Below are 13785 nucleotides of genomic sequence, written 5' to 3' on the forward strand. Positions count from 1 at the left end.
GAGCTGTATCCCATGAGCGATTTCAACACCCTCGAACTGATCACCGACAGCCGTGGCTTTGCCACGCTGTGGCTCAGTCGTGAAGCCAAGAACAACGCGTTCAATGCCCAGATGATCCGCGAACTGATCATCGCCCTCGACCACGTGCAGGGCGATCCCTCCTTGCGCTTTTTGGTGCTGCGCGGGCGCGGCAAGCATTTCAGCGCGGGTGCCGACCTGGCCTGGATGCAGCAATCGGCCGAGCTGGATTACCACACCAACCTGGACGACGCCCGTGAGCTGGCAGAACTGATGTACAACCTGGCCAAGCTGAAAATCCCGACCTTGGCGGTGGTGCAAGGCGCAGCCTACGGCGGCGCGCTGGGCCTGATCAGTTGCTGTGATATGGCGATTGGCGCCGATGATGCGCAGTTCTGCCTGTCGGAAGTGCGCATCGGCCTCGCCCCTGCGGTGATCAGCCCATTTGTTGTGCAAGCCATCGGCGAACGGGCGGCGCGGCGTTACGCACTGACCGCCGAACGCTTTGGCGGGCAGCGAGCGCGGGAAATCGGCTTGCTGGCGGAAAGCTACCCAAGCGCTGAATTGGCCCTGCGCGTGGAACAGTGGATCGCCAACCTGCTGCAGAACAGCCCGGCGGCTATGCGCGCCAGCAAGGACCTGCTACGAGAAGTCGGCAGCGGCGCCCTTACCCCGGCCCTGCGCCGCTACTGTGAAAATGCCATCGCGCGTATCCGTGTCAGCGCCGAGGGCCAGGAAGGATTGCGCGCGTTCCTGCAAAAACGTGCGCCGAGCTGGCAAGCACAGGAGCCGCGCTCATGAGCACACTGACCACCGTGCTGGTGGCCAATCGCGGCGAGATTGCCTGCCGGGTAATGCGCACCGCCAAGGCCATGGGCCTGACTACCGTGGCGGTACACAGTGCCATCGACCGAGATGCCCGACATAGCCGTGAAGCCGATATCCGTGTGGACCTGGGCGGCAGCAAGGCCACCGACAGCTACCTGCAAACCGACAAATTGATTGCAGCGGCCCATGCCAGCGGCGCCCAGGCGATTCACCCAGGCTATGGCTTTTTGTCGGAAAACGCAGGCTTTGCCCGTGCAATTGAAGCCGCAGGGCTGATCTTCCTCGGCCCGCCCGCCTCGGCCATTGACGCCATGGGCAGCAAGTCTGCGGCCAAGGCCCTGATGGAAACGGCTGGCGTGCCGTTGGTGCCGGGTTATCACGGTGAAGCCCAGGACCTGGAAACCTTCCGTTCGGCGTGCGAGCGCATCGGTTACCCGGTGTTGCTGAAAGCCACGGCCGGCGGCGGTGGCAAGGGTATGAAGGTGGTCGAAGACGTCAGCCAGCTTGCCGAAGCCCTGGCCTCCGGTCAGCGTGAGGCGCTATCGTCGTTCGGCAATGGGCAGATGCTGGTGGAGAAATACTTGCTCAAGCCGCGTCACGTGGAAATCCAGGTGTTTGCCGACCAGCATGGGCATTGCCTGTATCTCAATGAGCGTGACTGCTCGATCCAGCGCCGCCATCAAAAAGTCGTCGAGGAAGCACCGGCGCCTGGCCTGAGCATTGAGCAACGCAAAGCCATGGGCGAAGCCGCCGTACATGCGGCCCAGGCCATCGGCTACGTGGGCGCGGGCACCGTAGAGTTCTTGCTGGATGCGCGCGGCGAGTTCTTCTTCATGGAGATGAACACGCGCTTGCAAGTGGAACACCCTGTAACGGAAGCGATTACCGGCCTGGACCTGGTCGCCTGGCAGATTCGTGTGGCCCAGGGTGAGGCATTGCCGATCACTCAAGAGCAGGTGCCGCTGATTGGGCATGCGATCGAAGTACGCTTGTATGCCGAAGACCCGGCCAATGATTTTCTACCGGCCACCGGCAACCTGACGCTGTATCGCGAGTCCGCACCAGGCCCGGGACGCCGCGTGGACAGTGGCGTGGAACAAGGGGATAGCGTGTCCCCCTTCTACGACCCGATGCTTGGCAAACTGATTGCCTGGGGCGAGGACCGTGAACAGGCAAGGTTGCGGTTGTTGAGCATGCTCGATGAATTCGCCGTCGGCGGGCTCAAGACCAACCTGGGCTTTTTGCGCCGGATCATCGGCCACCCGGCCTTTGCGGCAGCTGAGCTGGATACCGGATTTATTCCGCGCTATCAGGATGAGTTGCTGCCCGAGCCCGGAGCGTTGAGTGAGGCGTTCTGGCAGGCTGCCGGTTCGGCCTTCATACAGAGCTTGCCGGCGGGTGATGGGCCTTGGGCGGACACGCGTGGGTTCCGCACGGGCTTACCCGCCGAAGTGTCCCTGCATCTGAGCTGTAATGGTCAGGATCGGCTGGTCACGCTGACTGGAAAGTCTCATCTGCACGGTGAGCAGTTGCTGATTGAAGATCAGGGCGTGCGTCGCGCCCATCTGGCCGTTCGCAACGAAGCAACCGTGTATCTGCGGTGGGATGGCGAGATGCACGCGGTAAGCCTGTTCGACCCGATTGCCGCGGTGGAAGCCAACCAGAGCCACCAGGGCGGCCTGACAGCGCCAATGAACGGCAGCATCGTACGTGTGTTGGTGGCGGTGGGCCAATCGGTTGAAGCCGGCGCACAGTTGGTGGTGCTTGAGGCGATGAAGATGGAACACAGTATCCGCGCGCCCCAGGCGGGGGTGGTCAAGGTGCTGTTCTGCCAGGAGGGTGAAATGGTTGCCGAAGGCAGCGCGCTGGTGGAACTCGATACGGCCGATTAAAACTTGGCTGTCGCCTGCACCACGACGCCAAGGACGCGGCAGTCGTCGGTGAACAGTGCTTTGGGATACGTCGGATTGAGTGGCACCAGGTAAAGCTGGCCGCTCTCTTCGCGTAACTGGCGGAAGGTCGCCTGAGCGCTATCGGCCCATTGGGCGACTACCAGTTTTCCGGGTTCGGCGGTAATCGCCGGGTCCACCAGAATCATCATGCCTGCACTGATGCTCAAGCCGCTGGGCGCGGTCATGGCGTCGCCCGTGACGGGTAGCCAGTAGGCTTCGCCCGCGGCGTGGTAATCCGTCAGTTCGAAGCGTGACGCGCTATAGGTCGCACGGTCTTCACGGACTTCGCACAGGCCTTTCCATTCGTTGACCGGGTAGCGGAAATACGGGTTGTAGTGTTCTTGCGGTGACCGGGGTTCATCTTCGCTGCGTTCGCGAATCTCCAGCACCACTTCCAGATCACCGAGCCCCAACTCTCGGAGCAGGCGGTTCATGTCTTCGAGGCTCGGTACCCGTCGCTTGTTGAGCCAGTGGCCCACGCCGCCCTGGGTCATGCCCAAGCGTTCAGCTAGCTCGCCCTGAGTGACCTTGCGCTCTTTCATGTTGGCCTTGACCAACGCTATCCAGTTATCCATGGAGCGTGACCATACGCGAGGTATTTTGCAGGGCAATAAACAGTTTGTAGTAATCCATAAAACGACATAAATACGATACGTACTATTATCGGGTATGAGGTTTTCGACACCCACCCGGAGCACCGCCCGCCATGACGACAAGCCCCAGCCACCTGCCAGAACCACCTGGACACGATGAACTGCACGACATGCGCAGCAGCGGCGCAGCTCAACGTGCGCTGGACTATTACCTGAAAGAAGAACTGTCGGCGCAACACCCGGACGGGGCGTTGTTTGCGATAAAACCCGGCATCAGCCAGGAAGAAGCCCTGGTACATGCCTCTGACCTGCTACGCAGCGCCGCCGCTACCGCTTATGAATCAGCAAGCAGCCATCAGGGCAACCAACGTGACCTGGCGTTTTCCGTGGTGTACTTGATTGATATGGCGAAGGCGATGGTGGAGCGGTCGTTGCAGGCGCCAGAGGCTCAAGCGAACGCATAACAGACGCGAAGCAAAAATATTTCTATCTCATGGATAAAAACATTTGACTTGCAAATGATAATGATTATTATTGGACCTAGCTGATCGCGAGATCAGTCGATAGACCAAGGGACCTTAGGTCGGACTCTTGGAATATCTCCTCATCAGGCTAATCACGGTTTTTGACCCGGCTCTTTGGCCGGGTCTTTTTTTTGCCAGTTTCCCTGGCATGGCTTCAGGCTAATGAAGACTGTGTGTTGCTCGATGGCGCGCATGGTAGCAAAAGACCATCGCCAAAAGAAAGCCGAACCAGCGCTCTAGACCGGATCTTTGCGAATTAGCGCTTGAGAATCAATCTCATAGACTCTAAGCTGCTGCGGCGTCAAGGACGACGCCCCCTCCTCCCTGCAACAATTTTGCGTCAAGATTTTGCCCCGCGCCTGTGTAAGATATCTGCCACAACACTCATATTCAGGCAACCAGACTATGACCGTGGCCTTGACGTCCATCAGGATCAGCACCGACTTCGACAGTGGCAATATCCAGGTACTGGATGCCCATGACGCCTATCAGTTGCTGCTGGCAATCAAACCCGACACACGCAGCCAACATTTCCAATGGTTCCACTTCAAGGCCGAAGGCATGCACGTGGGCCACACCCACACGTTTCGCCTGAGCAATGCGGGCAAGTCCTCTTACCCACACGCATGGAGTGACTACAACGCCGTAGCATCCTATGACCATATCAACTGGTTTCGGGTGCCTTCGCGCTTTGATGGGGAAATCCTGCATATCAGCCTCCAGACACGTCAAAAGTACGCCTGGTTTGCCTATTTCGAACCCTATAGCCGTGAGCGTCACGACTGGCTGATCGACCAGGCGTTGAACCGCGCCGGTACAAAACTGTTGGCGACCGGAAAAAGCGCCGAAGGCCGTGATATCCAACTGCTACGTCGGGGCCAGGGTGGCGAAGGTCGACGCAAGATCTGGATCATCGCCCAGCAGCATCCCGGCGAGCACATGGCTGAATGGTTTATGGAAGGCATCATCGAACGCCTGCAGCAAGACGGCGATACCGAGATGAAAAAGCTGCTGAAAGTTGCCGATCTTTACCTGGTGCCCAACATGAACCCGGACGGCGCTTTCCACGGCCATCTGCGCACCAACGCCATGGGCCAGGACCTCAATCGAGCCTGGCAGAGTGCCAGCCAGGAGATCAGCCCCGAAGTGCTGTTCGTCCAGCAACAAATGGAACACTACGGCGTAGACCTGTTCCTCGACATCCACGGCGACGAAGAAATCCCCTACGTCTTCACCGCCGGTTGTGAAGGTAACCCCGGCTACTCGCCGCGCATCGAAAAGCTGGAGAAACATTTTCGCAGCCACTTGAGCTCACTGACCCGCGACTTCCAGACCACCCACGGCTACACCCGCGACCTGCCGGGCGAAGCCAACATGACGCTGGCGTGTAACGCCGTGGGTGAACAATACGACTGCCTGTCGCTGACCCTGGAAATGCCGTTCAAAGACAACAACGACGCCCCCAACGCGCACACCGGTTGGTCGGGCAAACGCTCGATGCAACTGGGCAAGGACGTGTTGAGCAGCATCGCCGATATCGTCAACGTCCTGCGCTAGGGTTTGGTGCCGGTCATGCTCTGCAGTACACCATCGCGGCGGATCAACCCATGGAACAGCGCCGCCGCAAGGTGCAGCAGCACCGTCAGAAACAACAGGTAGGCGAGATACCCATGGGCCTTGCGCAACACCGCAAACAACGGCGCATTGGCCCCCACCAGCGCCGGCAACTGCACCGAACTGCTGAGCATCACCGGGTCCCCCGCGGCTGAAATCATTGCCCAGCCCAGCAACGGCAACACCAGCATCAAGCCGTACAACACCAGATGGGACGCCTTGGCCGCAAGCACTTGCCACAACGGCAAGTCAGCGGGCAACGGCGGTTGCTGCGTGGAAAAGCGCACCACCAGCCGCACGATCACCAACGCCAAAATCGCAATCCCCAGCGGTTTGTGCAGGTGGATCAACCACTCATGCCGTTCCGAAACCGATGCCGCCAGGCCTGCGCCGATAAACAACATGGCGATGATCATCAGCGCCATCAACCAGTGCAGCAGGCGCGCCAACGGAGCAAAAAACCGTGGTTGAGCATTCATGGCTTCGACTCCTGGGGGGCACTGTGCAACGCGCTGACTTCACCGGCGCGGCGTAGGTACGAACTGGCATACGCCGCCGAGCGGGCGGCCAGCAATGGATCACTGGAGGCTTCGATGCCACTGGGCAAAATCAGCGGGTCGAAGTTGATGTCGCGGCAATCACCGTCAGCTTGCGGCTGGCTGCTTTGCAAAATCAGGGTGCCGGCATTCAGCACCTTGTGCTCGCCAGTCCAGGTCTTGCTCGCATCGTCCAACGGATCACCTGGGTTGGCCAAGGTCATCGTCAATTGCCAGCGCAAAGGCCCAGCAGCCAGACGTTGCCCCAAGTCTTTTTCGAGGAAGTCGCCACCGGCCGGCGCGCTATCGCCCACGGCATCCTGACTCTGTGGTACCACGCCCCACCGCACGGCCTGGCGCTTGCCGTCGGCGCTCACCAGGTAAAACGCGTTGATGCCGTTATAGGTTTCGGTTGCGTAGCTCGCCGACGGCTTGGCGGTCTTGACCCACGCCAGGAAAGGCGCCGTCTCGGGATGGGCGGCAAAAAACGCTGGCATCGCTGTAGGGTTCGGCTTGCCCGTGGCCGGATCGGGCGCGCCAGCCTTGAGCATCTGGTAAAACGCCTCGGGCGTACCGACCGGGAACACCGGCATGCTGTTCATCCCCGTACGCCACTGCTGGCCGTTGGCCTGGCTGAACTGCACGGCAAAGCTGCGGATGGGCACACTGCTGTCCGGCGCGTAAGGGTTGCCGCTGGGCAAGGCAAACCGCCCAATCACCGGGGTCTTGGCCTCGCTGAACACCTGGGCACTGGAGTACGCTCGCGCCTCGGCACTGCTTTCAAAGTATCCGGCTACACAGACCCCCTTTGCATGGTTACGACGGAAGCCCGGGTGCACGCCATTGTTGGTTTCCAGTGCGTTGACCAAGGTTTTCGGGCGCAGGCGTTGTGGGTCGAGGGTGCCATTGACGTAGGCAAACGCCCCCGCCACAACCGCAACCACGCCACCAATCGCCGCGAGTCGCGCGATCAGGCTCGCTTTACTCAACGGGGGACGGGGCGGTGATGAGTGATCTACCATGAAGGAACTCCAGGGCCAAAGGCCTTAGGGGGGTGAAACATAAGGTCGGAGCATTAGGACGAACGCCAATCCGCTCTATTCCCAGGCCTTGGATTTATTTTTCGCAGCCTGGAATAACCGTCGAAGCCGGACGTCTCCCTAGTCCCAGCGTAGTGACCAACCAGACTCCCATGCATGAACTCGACGAACAGTTACGTGAACTCATCCCCAGGCTGCGGCGTTTTGCCGTGTCCCTGACCCGTCACGCCAGCAGCGCCGACGACTTGGTGCAATCGACCCTGGAACGGGCAATCACCCGTTGGGCCGATAAACGCCTGGAAGGTGATCTGCGCGCGTGGCTGTTCTCGATCCTCTACCGGCAGTTCCTCGACGCCCACCGCCGTACGCGGCGCTATGCCCGCATGCTGGAATTCTTTACTGGCCGTGATGACGCGCAGCCGTCGGTGGAACGCACGGTCATCGCCCAGTCGACCCTGCAAGCCTTCGATCAACTCACCACTGAGCAACGCGCGCTGTTGCTGTGGGTATCGGTGGAGGGCTTGAGCTACAAAGAGGTCGCCGAGATCCTCGATGTGCCCATCGGCACCGTGATGTCGCGCCTGTCCCGGGCACGCCAAGCCCTGCGCCAACTCAGCGATGGCGAAATTGCCAGCCCTTCCCTGCGGATACTCAAATGATCAGCCTGCCCCCCAGCGAACGCGATTTGCATGCCTACGTCGATCACCAACTCCTGGAAAGCGACCGCCGTGTGCTTGAAACCTACATGGCAGCCCACCCCGACGTGGCCGCCCAGGTCCATGCCTGGCAGCAGGATGCGCACTTGCTGCGTGCCGCGTTGGGCGGTGCCCTGCAACAGCCCGCCAACCCGGACCTTGACCCGGCATTGATACGTCAGCGCATCAAGCACCAATCACGCCGGCATTTAGCCACGGCGGCGCTGCTGCTGATTGCCGTCAGCCTCGGTGGCCTGGGGGGCTGGCATGCCCGCGAAGCCACGCAACCGCCGCTGCTGCCGATGGCCGATGCGATGCAGGCTTACCGGCTGTTTGCCCAGGACGGCATCATGCCCGCCGATTACCAGGCCCAGGGTGGTGGCAATATGCAGGCTTGGCTCGACCGCTACTTCAACCAGGCCCACCGCCTGCCGGACTTGAGCGCAGCGGGGTTTACGCCGGTCAGCGGGCGTTTGCTCACCACCGATCAAGGCGCGGCGGCGATGGTGTTGTATGAGGATCGGCAAGGTCGGCGCATGAGTTTCTACATCCGCCCGCCAGGCCCGGATAACGGTTTCCTGCCTCGGGGCAGCCGCAGCGCCGACGGCTTGCAAGCCGAGTATTGGTCGGGCGGCGGCTACAACTACGCGATGGTCAGCCCGGTAGATCAGCCGTCGCCGCTGCAGACGTTCTAGAACCCGACGTCCAGGATCACGTTATCCAGATAGGTGCCGCCCGGTGGCGTGGCCTGGTCGGTGTAGATCTTGGCGTTGTAGTTGAAGATCTGGCTACCGGTGCCCAGGCCATTACCGGGGTTGACGTCGGCCGTGCCACTGGCCCGTCGCGCCGCGCCCACACTGCCCCAGCGGGTGGTTCCGGCACTCACAAAAATGTCGTAGGCCAACAGGTTGGTCCCCGAAATCATCTGCCGTCGCCCTCCCGCGCTGACCGGGTGCTGGCCATCACTGAGGCCGACGGTATAGGCACTGCCCTTGGTGCAGTTGACGCTGGCCTGACCAGTCACGGTGGAAAAACCACTGACCACCGGCGCGCTGCCGAAGCTGATGGGGGGCGTGGTGATCTGGCAGTCGTTGGTCACCAGCATGCTGACGGTCAACGTGGCCGTATTGGTCCCAGTGTCGCGGCCCAGGCAGACGCCGATCAGGTTAATGCCCGAGCAATAGTTCCAGCTCCAGACAATGCTCAGGGTTTCGCTGTACAAGCCCGCTGCCACGTTGCTACCCGTGAGGCTGCCCAGGTACAGCGGCAGGGTCTTTGTACCGGGGCCAAACACCAGCCCATATGACTGAGCGATACCGCCACTGCCGCCAAAGTCGAACGCGGTGCCGCGTGTCATCGGATAGGTCGTGGTGTTGTTGGCATAGAGGGTATAGCGGATCACGTCGCCCGTCGGCCCAAGCATTCCGCCCTGGGTCGACCCCGTGACAGTAGCGATGAAGTGGTCGCCACTCCCCAGCACCGACAGCAACAGCGGTGCGCAGCTCAAGCCGGCGTTGGGGGTGGAACTGGGCTGCACCGTGGTGAGCACCGACATCGAACTCACCGAGCCAAAACTGGCCGGTGAGGTAGCAACCACACTGCATGCGGCGTGTACCTGCCCCGCCATCCCCAAGCTCGCCGCTACCAACAGACCCCACAGCCGTCCCTTGCCCCGCACACGCACACTCCTTAACTCATTGACACACCAGCGGACCGACCAGGGGCACCTGCTCCTGGGAAGTGTCCAGATCAAAGGTTGCCTGGCAGCTCTGCCCACTGCCGAGCGTGACCTGCAGGGTGTTATGCGCCGCCAGGTTTTCCAGGTAGACCAAACCGTCCCAGCCGACCACCGCCACCCCACCGCTTTGCTCATGACGTACCTGGCTGCCCAGGGGCAAGTCCTGATGCTGGGAATCCACCAACGTGATACTGGCCGCCACCACCCGGCGCACCGGAAATTCCAGCAAATAGCCACTGCCCCGACGTACCGCCACCCGCTGCTCAACGTTGGCAACTTGCACGTTGGTAGGCAGGTTCAACGGGTCGATCTCATATTTGGCGCGGTAGTAGGCGCTGCTCCAGGGCACCAGCAAGTGTCCGTTGCGGTCCGTTTCGCCGACCACCTGGTTTTCGTAGCGCACAGGCACCCCGGCAAAACCGTCGGTACTCACCACGACAAAGGCATCGTTGACCTGGTTGGCGGTAAAGAACTGCTTGTCCATCCACACCAGCGAGCCGGCGGCATCGGCCCAACGGGTTTGCGCATCAGGGGTGCCATACACGCCGGCCTGCAACTGCACCGACTGTAAGCGCCAAGTCAGGTCAGCCTGGCGGTAGGTCGGGGCGTCGCCACTGGCATAGCCCAGGTTGAAACCTACACCGCCCGCCGCCGGGACCGCGCGACTGTAATTGACCCGCTGTTGCACCTGGCCGGTATTGCTGCGCTCGCTGCCCATGCTAAGGCTGCCGTAGACATCGAACGGAACGATCAATTGCCCCTGCACCGCCCAGTTGCTGTCACCCATCTCACGGTTGGCCGACAGGTAAAAGCTGGTGTTGCGCCACAGCGATTTGCTCCACGTCAGGTTGAGCAGGCGAGTGCGCGAATCATCCGCCGCCTGCACATCGAAATAGCCCACGCCCAGGCTGCCGAAGTCATTGAGGTTCAGGCTCAGCGTCACCTGTTCACTGCGCTTGCTGAGGCTGGCGTAAGGGGTGTCGATCAGGGTGAGGTCGGCGTATTGGTCACGGCGCTCAATCCGCTGATAGGACAGGCTGTAGCGCTGACTGCTGTACTGATACCCCAGGCTCAGTTGCTGCCCCGAACCGCCATCGAACTGGCTTTGACTCACTGCCGTATTCAATACGCCAAAATTGCCCAATCGCAGGTTGCCACCCACACCGCCGAGGGTCAGGTCATTCGACGCTTCGGCATGCCCTTCCACGGTCAACGCATCCGATAGCCCGTATCGAAACGTGCCGCTGGTCACTCCCGGCCCGTAGCCAAAATCGCGCACGGTGTAGTCACGACGCAAATTACCGGCCGACACCGAAAAATCCGTCAGGCCCTTTTGCAGCAACGTGCTGGTCACATAGAACGGTACCGTGGTCGAGACCTGCCGCCCAAGGGCATCAGTCGTCACCACCACCGCTTCGCCAGCACCGTTGATAAACGGTACGTTGGTCAGGGTGTAGGGCCCGGGCTGCAGGTCGGCGCTGCTGGATTTGTAGCCGTTGATAAACAGGTCGACCGACGACGGCACCGCGGCTTCCCCGGCGAACTGCGGCAAGGGGTAGGTCACCAAATCCGGGCGCACACCAAAATCGCGGGACACCTGCACCCCACCCAGGCGCACCGAACTGCTCCAGGGCAACGCGCCGCTGATCACATCGCCCGCTTCGTAGGTCAGCAAGCGCTCATCGTCAGAGAAACGCCAAGTGGTGTCGTAGCGTCGGTAGCCGTTGTTGAGGGTGCTGCCTTCGGTTTCACGGCCAATGGTGGTGCGGTATTGGCCGGTATTGGACAGCGTGCCCCAGGTATCGAACAGGCGTATTTCGTTGAAGATGCCCAGGTAGGTGCCACTGTCGTCGGTGTCGTTGAGGTAGGCATCGTAGTTGAGCAGCGCGCCAAAACTGGTCAGCGCTTGGCCACGCGGGTAGTTATTGCGATTGCCGATAAACTGCTCCGGCAACCACGCTGGGGGCACCGTGAGCACCAGGCGCTGGGCCTGGGTGTCGTAGTCGCTGTGCAGGCCCGGCAACTTGTCCAGGTCGACCTCGACGGGCAGGTCTCCCGGCAGTTTCATCCCGATCTCCTGCAACACGCTCGCCGGCAGAAACAAGCTCCCCGCTCGTTGACTGACGGCAACCACCCGGCCGGTATCCCGCTGGTTGACCACCAGTTCCAGGAACAACTGAGCATCGGCTACAGCCTCCATACTGCTGGGAGGGGGCGGCAACGGCGCAGCCATGCCCAGCGGGGCAAACACCAGGCCAGACACGCTTCCCGCGACCCACACCAACCGCCATAGACAACGAGCCTGATCCAGGCTCACCAAGGCTTTGTGTCCATCAATGGACATCTCCATCCGCTAAAACCAAGGGCTATTCCCTGCCCTGTTGCACGCCGCTATCGGCCCGGTGCAAGACTCTCCAGTTGTGTTGCGCCATTGATCCGCACCTGCAAGGGCTGGTCCACGGGTAAACCGTCCGGCACTTGCCAGCGCATGGTCGCGCCCGGCAGCACATAGCCCATCAGGCCGTCCACCAGCGGGCGTGACTGGCCGCCCTGCTTGAAGCTGGCATCGGTCAGGCGGGCATGCACTGCGCCCTGGTTACGCATCTCCACATAATTGTGGCCAGCAACGGTGACTTTCTTCCAGCTAAGGTCTGGTTTACCGGCGGTCTTGGGGTCACGGTCACGGGTGCCGTCGACCTTGCTCCAAAGGCCTGGACCATACGCGAACAACGGCACCGAATAGCGCATCTGAAAACGCACCGCTGCGGCGGTCTTGCCATCTGCCGGAGCCGCCACGGGCACTGCCGACGGGATCTCATCGATGATGATGCGGTATGCCAACTCCTGGCCTGGCGGCACCTCCTTCGTACGGGTCAGGCGAACCAATTGCTTCTGTCCCGGTTCGATCTTCGCCACCGGCGGGCTGCCGATCACATCACGCTGGCTCTGGTATTGCTCATCGAAGCCGTTCTGGCTCCACGCAAACACGCGAATCTGCAGGTTGGCGGTCTCGGTACCACGGTTCTCCAGCCACAACGCGCTGGCCTGTTGATCGGCCTCCAACACCGGATCAATCGGCCAGATCAACACCGAGCTGGCCGCCTGTGCCTGCCCCACCGCCAAACCCAGCAAACCGAAACAACCCGCTACCCACCACCGCCGGGAAGCTGAAAACATAGGTCCCACTCCTTATGCCAATCGCCTTACCACGTCAGCTGCACCTGCAGCGTGTCGCTGTACGTCCCCCCAGGCGTGTTGCCCGGTAACTGCACCCGGCCGTAAATCGGCAAGGTAATGTTGTTGGCGTTGCTGTAGACCACGCTGACGCTTTGGCTGATGCCAAGGCTTTGGCTGAACGCCGCATCGCGAAACAGCTGATAGGCCACCTTGGCCGTGCCGCTATTGAGCTGCATGCGCCGACCGCCGCTGTTATACAAACCGCCATCGACCGTCATACTCAACGCGACCCCTGGCGTGCATTGCAGAACCACCGAACTGGTCAGTGCCACCGACGCAGTACTGGTTGCCAATGCCGAATAGCTGCCAAAGGCCAGGCTTCCGTAATTGGTGCCGCCGCTGGCCACCAGGCAGCCGGGTGTAATCGTCGCGCTGACCTGGAACGATTGGCTGGTCACAGCCAGCAGCGACACCGGCATCCCCCAGCCGATGCACACCGCCAGCGCTGCCCAACGCACACGGTTCATGCTCGTTAGAACGTCAGCGTCACGTTTACCGTGTCGGTATAAGTACCGGCCGGCAGCCCTGCCTTACCGTTGGCCTTGCCATAGATATTCACCGCCTGAGCCACGCCGGTGCTGGGCGCGAGGTTGATCACCCCGCCGATCGCCAGCAAGGTCGAATGGCCACTGTCGGTATAGAGGTCGTAAGGGACGTAGTTGGCCACGCCGTCGTACAACGCACGCCCCCCACCGACGGATTTACCGTCGTTGGCGCCGGCCGATACCGTCAGCGTCGGCGATGTTCCCGCCGAGCAAAGAATGGACAATGCGCCGCCGCCGCCCCCCAGCACCTGGCCATCGGCTTCGGTGAACAGGCTATTGGCAGTACCGAAGTTCAACGCACCGAAGCTCATCCCACCGGTCGCCGCCGCGCCGTTGACCTGGCAACTACTGGTCAGTATCAGCGTCGCAGTCACTGTGCCGGCCACCGTGGCCGCCTGTGATCCTGACACCCACGCCAGTGCCAGTAATGGAAAAACTGCCTTGGATACAAGTGCATGCATGATA

At 61.2% G+C, this 13785-nt stretch carries 14 protein-coding genes; 6 read left to right on the top strand and 8 right to left on the bottom strand.

The features are described 5' to 3' along the window. The first annotated feature begins 12 nt into the window (after positions 1 to 12). Both CFE47_RS16170 and CFE47_RS16175 read left to right on the top strand, forming a co-directional pair. A complete protein-coding gene (locus CFE47_RS16170) occupies positions 13 to 819 on the top strand; it encodes a gamma-carboxygeranoyl-CoA hydratase (protein ID WP_286838435.1) in 807 nt (268 codons plus the stop codon). Beyond that, complete coding sequence (locus CFE47_RS16175) at positions 816 to 2738, top strand: acetyl/propionyl/methylcrotonyl-CoA carboxylase subunit alpha (RefSeq protein WP_286838437.1); 1923 nt, start codon at positions 816 to 818, stop codon at positions 2736 to 2738. The genes CFE47_RS16170 and CFE47_RS16175 overlap by 4 nt, the downstream gene beginning before the upstream one ends. On the opposite strand, the gene CFE47_RS16180 is transcribed toward CFE47_RS16175, so the two are convergent. Beyond that, positions 2735 to 3373 (bottom strand): LexA family protein, encoded by a 639-nt coding sequence (locus CFE47_RS16180; protein WP_286838440.1) that lies wholly within the window; start codon positions 3371 to 3373, stop codon positions 2735 to 2737. The two genes, CFE47_RS16175 and CFE47_RS16180, sit on opposite strands and share 4 nt — an antisense overlap. Before the next feature lie 131 nt (positions 3374 to 3504). Between CFE47_RS16180 and CFE47_RS16185 the strand changes: the two genes are divergently transcribed. Both CFE47_RS16185 and CFE47_RS16190 read left to right on the top strand, forming a co-directional pair. Next, positions 3505 to 3855 carry a DUF6124 family protein gene (locus CFE47_RS16185; protein WP_286838442.1) on the top strand — a complete coding sequence of 117 codons (351 nt, stop codon included), beginning with the start codon at positions 3505 to 3507 and terminating at the stop codon, positions 3853 to 3855. 465 nt (positions 3856 to 4320) lie between these two features. Continuing rightward, positions 4321 to 5472, top strand: coding sequence for a M14 family metallopeptidase (locus CFE47_RS16190; RefSeq protein WP_286838444.1), 1152 nt, complete (start codon positions 4321 to 4323; stop codon positions 5470 to 5472). On the opposite strand, the gene CFE47_RS16195 is transcribed toward CFE47_RS16190, so the two are convergent. Continuing rightward, positions 5469 to 6008: a cytochrome b gene (locus CFE47_RS16195; RefSeq protein WP_286838445.1), complete on the bottom strand. Its 540-nt coding sequence runs from the start codon at positions 6006 to 6008 to the stop codon at positions 5469 to 5471. The genes CFE47_RS16190 and CFE47_RS16195 overlap by 4 nt on opposite strands. Beyond that, a complete protein-coding gene (locus CFE47_RS16200; protein ID WP_286838447.1) occupies positions 6005 to 7087 on the bottom strand; it encodes a catalase family peroxidase in 1083 nt (360 codons plus the stop codon). Before CFE47_RS16200 ends, CFE47_RS16195 begins: the two co-directional genes overlap by 4 nt. Before the next feature lie 170 nt (positions 7088 to 7257). Here CFE47_RS16200 and CFE47_RS16205 point away from each other — a divergent pair, with 170 nt between their 5' ends. Next, positions 7258 to 7764: a sigma-70 family RNA polymerase sigma factor gene (locus CFE47_RS16205; protein ID WP_286838449.1), complete on the top strand. Its 507-nt coding sequence runs from the start codon at positions 7258 to 7260 to the stop codon at positions 7762 to 7764. Then, a complete protein-coding gene (locus CFE47_RS16210; RefSeq protein ID WP_286838451.1) occupies positions 7761 to 8495 on the top strand; it encodes an anti-sigma factor family protein in 735 nt (244 codons plus the stop codon). Before CFE47_RS16205 ends, CFE47_RS16210 begins: the two co-directional genes overlap by 4 nt. Here CFE47_RS16210 and CFE47_RS16215 read toward each other — a convergent pair. The 5 genes from CFE47_RS16215 to CFE47_RS16235 all read right to left on the bottom strand — a co-directional run bounded on the left by CFE47_RS16215 (position 8492) and on the right by CFE47_RS16235 (position 13781). Next, a complete protein-coding gene (locus CFE47_RS16215) occupies positions 8492 to 9427 on the bottom strand; it encodes a Csu type fimbrial protein (protein WP_286838506.1) in 936 nt (311 codons plus the stop codon). The genes CFE47_RS16210 and CFE47_RS16215 overlap by 4 nt on opposite strands. 67 nt (positions 9428 to 9494) lie before the next feature. Beyond that, the gene (locus CFE47_RS16220; RefSeq protein ID WP_286838454.1) at positions 9495 to 11888 is read right to left on the bottom strand and encodes a fimbria/pilus outer membrane usher protein; all 2394 of its coding nucleotides are present in this window, start codon (positions 11886 to 11888) and stop codon (positions 9495 to 9497) included. A 41-nt stretch (positions 11889 to 11929) separates the two neighbouring features. Next, positions 11930 to 12715, bottom strand: a complete 786-nt coding sequence (locus CFE47_RS16225) for a fimbrial biogenesis chaperone (protein WP_286838456.1) — start codon at positions 12713 to 12715, stop codon at positions 11930 to 11932. 26 nt (positions 12716 to 12741) lie between these two features. Next, positions 12742 to 13242, bottom strand: coding sequence for a Csu type fimbrial protein (locus CFE47_RS16230; protein WP_286838458.1), 501 nt, complete (start codon positions 13240 to 13242; stop codon positions 12742 to 12744). Between the two features lie 5 nt (positions 13243 to 13247). After that, positions 13248 to 13781, bottom strand: coding sequence for a Csu type fimbrial protein (locus CFE47_RS16235; RefSeq protein WP_286838459.1), 534 nt, complete (start codon positions 13779 to 13781; stop codon positions 13248 to 13250). Between the last annotated feature and the right edge of the window lie 4 nt (positions 13782 to 13785).

Origin of the sequence: Pseudomonas sp. PGPPP1, from assembly GCF_002255865.1 — a bacterium.
GTDB lineage: Bacteria > Pseudomonadota > Gammaproteobacteria > Pseudomonadales > Pseudomonadaceae > Aquipseudomonas > Aquipseudomonas cremoris.

What these genes read in the sequence shown, in the direction of transcription:
- CFE47_RS16170 (WP_286838435.1), top strand. Translation starts at nt 13, where the DNA reads ATGAGCGATTTCAACACCCTCGAACTGATCACCGACAGCCGTGGCTTT.
- CFE47_RS16175 (WP_286838437.1), top strand. Translation starts at nt 816, where the DNA reads ATGAGCACACTGACCACCGTGCTGGTGGCCAATCGCGGCGAGATTGCC.
- CFE47_RS16180 (WP_286838440.1), bottom strand. Translation starts at nt 3,373, where the DNA reads ATGGATAACTGGATAGCGTTGGTCAAGGCCAACATGAAAGAGCGCAAG.
- CFE47_RS16185 (WP_286838442.1), top strand. Translation starts at nt 3,505, where the DNA reads ATGACGACAAGCCCCAGCCACCTGCCAGAACCACCTGGACACGATGAA.
- CFE47_RS16190 (WP_286838444.1), top strand. Translation starts at nt 4,321, where the DNA reads ATGACCGTGGCCTTGACGTCCATCAGGATCAGCACCGACTTCGACAGT.
- CFE47_RS16195 (WP_286838445.1), bottom strand. Translation starts at nt 6,008, where the DNA reads ATGAATGCTCAACCACGGTTTTTTGCTCCGTTGGCGCGCCTGCTGCAC.
- CFE47_RS16200 (WP_286838447.1), bottom strand. Translation starts at nt 7,087, where the DNA reads ATGGTAGATCACTCATCACCGCCCCGTCCCCCGTTGAGTAAAGCGAGC.
- CFE47_RS16205 (WP_286838449.1), top strand. Translation starts at nt 7,258, where the DNA reads ATGCATGAACTCGACGAACAGTTACGTGAACTCATCCCCAGGCTGCGG.
- CFE47_RS16210 (WP_286838451.1), top strand. Translation starts at nt 7,761, where the DNA reads ATGATCAGCCTGCCCCCCAGCGAACGCGATTTGCATGCCTACGTCGAT.
- CFE47_RS16215 (WP_286838506.1), bottom strand. Translation starts at nt 9,427, where the DNA reads ATGGCGGGGCAGGTACACGCCGCATGCAGTGTGGTTGCTACCTCACCG.
- CFE47_RS16220 (WP_286838454.1), bottom strand. Translation starts at nt 11,888, where the DNA reads ATGGAGATGTCCATTGATGGACACAAAGCCTTGGTGAGCCTGGATCAG.
- CFE47_RS16225 (WP_286838456.1), bottom strand. Translation starts at nt 12,715, where the DNA reads ATGTTTTCAGCTTCCCGGCGGTGGTGGGTAGCGGGTTGTTTCGGTTTG.
- CFE47_RS16230 (WP_286838458.1), bottom strand. Translation starts at nt 13,242, where the DNA reads ATGAACCGTGTGCGTTGGGCAGCGCTGGCGGTGTGCATCGGCTGGGGG.
- CFE47_RS16235 (WP_286838459.1), bottom strand. Translation starts at nt 13,781, where the DNA reads ATGCATGCACTTGTATCCAAGGCAGTTTTTCCATTACTGGCACTGGCG.